The organism is Acinetobacter sp. YH01019, assembly GCF_013420285.1.
Lineage (GTDB): Bacteria > Pseudomonadota > Gammaproteobacteria > Pseudomonadales > Moraxellaceae > Acinetobacter > Acinetobacter gandensis.
In genome coordinates, this window is sequence record NZ_VOYM01000153.1 from 1 (window position 1) to 2,701 (window position 2,701).

The 2,701-nt window shown below is 35.6% G+C and carries 3 protein-coding genes and 1 pseudogene; 2 read left to right on the forward strand and 2 right to left on the reverse strand.

The window, feature by feature from the left end; all coding sequences use genetic code 11:
• Positions 1–290: 290 nt before the first annotated feature.
• Positions 291–752, reverse strand: coding sequence for a hypothetical protein (locus FTT84_RS17435; protein WP_180081986.1), 462 nt, complete (start codon positions 750–752; stop codon positions 291–293).
• 158 nt (positions 753–910) lie between these two features.
• Here FTT84_RS17435 and FTT84_RS17440 point away from each other — a divergent pair, with 158 nt between their 5' ends.
• Together FTT84_RS17440 and FTT84_RS17445 are read left to right on the forward strand one after the other, a co-directional pair.
• Positions 911–1,771, forward strand: a complete 861-nt coding sequence (locus tag FTT84_RS17440) for an alpha/beta fold hydrolase (protein ID WP_180081984.1) — start codon at positions 911–913, stop codon at positions 1,769–1,771.
• 183 nt (positions 1,772–1,954) lie between these two features.
• Positions 1,955–2,440 (forward strand): Lrp/AsnC family transcriptional regulator, encoded by a 486-nt coding sequence (locus tag FTT84_RS17445; RefSeq protein ID WP_067767188.1) that lies wholly within the window; start codon positions 1,955–1,957, stop codon positions 2,438–2,440.
• Positions 2,441–2,608: 168 nt separating this feature from the next.
• Here the strand turns inward: FTT84_RS17445 and FTT84_RS17450 are convergent.
• A pseudogene (locus FTT84_RS17450) lies at positions 2,609–2,701 on the reverse strand (IS1 family transposase); the annotation flags it as partial.

Below are 2,701 nucleotides of genomic sequence, written 5' to 3' on the forward strand. Positions count from 1 at the left end.
GATCCATGCACGTGTAGCAGTTCTTAACAGATTTACGGAATTAGGTCGACCACTTACCCAAGTTACGCCTTAAATTTGGCTCAATTAGGGGCGCTTTGCATTTCAAATCTTTGTGCAACAAAGCCGTTAAAAACTAAAAAAATGATAAATAAAAAACATTAAACTTCACATCAGATCTCAATCAAAATCCCCTCTTCGTTTTCAATACTTCTTAAGCTTCAACGCACAAATCCATTTATAAAATTTTATAAAACAATAATATTAGGCGAAATACACAATCAATTGATTAATTAACGGATAAAATTCAACGCCGTACCCAACAGCAATCCAAATGTTCCACCTAACTCCGCAACAATCAGTAAGATCATGGCAAAGCTCATTAATATATTCGGTAAATGCCACTTACCCACCATATGCGGAGTCTTAAATTGATTAGTCGTATCTTTTAGAAATCCATGCAATATGTAGCTCAATATTGAGAAGCTAAAAAATGCGACATTAATCAGCACAAATAGTAAATTGAGTGCAGCTGAAAATAGTGAAAAATATGCTAAAACTGCAAGAATCAAACTCGCAGGTGCGTAAAGCAAGCTGCTTCGATGTGCAATATCAACATAATAGTGTGCTCTCGATTGTTCAGAATTACGAATCTGAATGTATTTCCATACACCCGTTAGCATTCCTACCCATAAAAATATCCCACTAAAAATAATTGCAATTTTGACAGCCCATGTCATTTGAGTTAGGTCCATATATCACTCTTTATTTTTTAAATTTAATTTCCCATTACTAGCCATTGTCATTGATATTTTCAGATCTGACATGACTTTAGAGTCATATTTTAATCAAGTTTCTTTTTGGAACTTATGTAAATTATAATTTAATTGACCACCTTCTATAGATAGAAATTATGTCTTCTTTCGAAAATCTTTCCATACATTGCAACGATGGTTATGAGCTAAGTGCTCGTTTCTATCCGCATCAAACTACTTCTAAACATGCTCTACCTATTTTGATTTGCCCAGCAACAGGCATTACCAAGACCTTTTACAATAGTTATGCAACTTGGTTGACTGAACAAGGTCATGATGTTTTGGTTTTTGACTTTCGTGGCATTGGCGAATCACTACATGGTCCATTGAAGCAATCTACAGCTAGCATTGTGCAATGGGGTCAACTTGATATTCCAGCAGCAATTGATACGCTCATCAATAAAACACAAGCAGCACAAGTGATTATATTGGGTCATAGTGCTGGCGGTCAGCTTTTAGGGATTGTTCCAAATTATAATAAGGTCGCAAAAGTCGTAGCCGTTTCAGGTTCAACCGGTCATGTAAAAGACTTAAAGGGTCGCACCAAATTACTTGCGCCAGTGATGTTCAATATAATTTTTCCAATTGCACGCTATACCTTAGGTTATGGCCCAACCAATGCTATTGGCATGGGTGAAAACCTGCCTAAAGACGTAGCACGTGAATGGGCTCAATTTTGTAGTAAACCGGGTTATGTCCTCAATGCACTCGGCAAAACTGTGCAACAGGATTTTCATGCGCAAGTAAATTGCCCAATTACTGCGGTTTGGAGTACTGATGATGAAATTGCGACTAAAGCCAATGTAAAAGATCTACTACGTTTATACCCCAATGCACCAACAGATATGATTGAACTAAATCCAAAAGCAACAGGTCATAAAGCGATTGGACATATGCTGATGTTTAAATCATCACATAAAAATTTATGGCCGATTATTGAAAAAGAATTACACATTTAAGTTTTAAGTCACTCAGTTCGTAATCCAGCTGGGTGGCTCTTTTTCTCATATACGCTCACCTAACATCTTCTCTTCATCTCTACTTTTTAATTTTTAGATAAATGTTAACTGTCTTTATATTCAACAATCCTCAAGCTTAAAAAGTGTTATAACTTATTTTTCTCATTTTTATTCTTTTTTGGCATGAATGAAACTCGTCACAACTTGGACAGAATTGATCGTCTAATTTTATCTGCACTCAGAGTAGATGGAAGACTCACAATTGCACAACTTTCAGAACGTGTAGGATTATCATCCTCCCCTTGTTGGACACGTTTAAAACGCCTAGAAAATTTGAAAATCATTGATGGCTACACTGCAAATATCAATCCCAAAGCCATTGGTATTAACGAGCTGTTTTTCATTGAAATTACTTTAGAACGCCATGATGATGAAATACTTGATCAATTTAGTGAAACGCTCGCCAACATGCCTGAAGTTGTAGAAGCGCATTTGGTGACAGGCGATTATGATTATTTAGTGAAAGTTGCCGTTAAAAATGCAGAACATTATGAACGTTTTTTGCGTAAAACATTATATTCAATGAAAGGCATTCGCCATACACGTTCTATTTTTGCTTTACGCCAATTAAAATCGGCGAGTAGTGCTGACTTGATGATGATTGAGTAAAAGCTGAAATTTTTTTGTCAATGTGTTTTAATATACGCAGTATGAGATGAGCCTTATATGAGTATCACGCGAGTGATACGACTAGCCCCTAACCATGGGGCTTTTTAATGTCTATATGATTTTGAAGTCGTATTAAAATTTGGTGGTGTTTCAAAAAGTATGCTGACATTAAATGAAACCATTATTGATGTAAAAAAAGGTTAAGTCGAAGGCTTTAAAATGGTTTTCAATCTTTTTGGAGAAATTACAACTCTTTCTAAA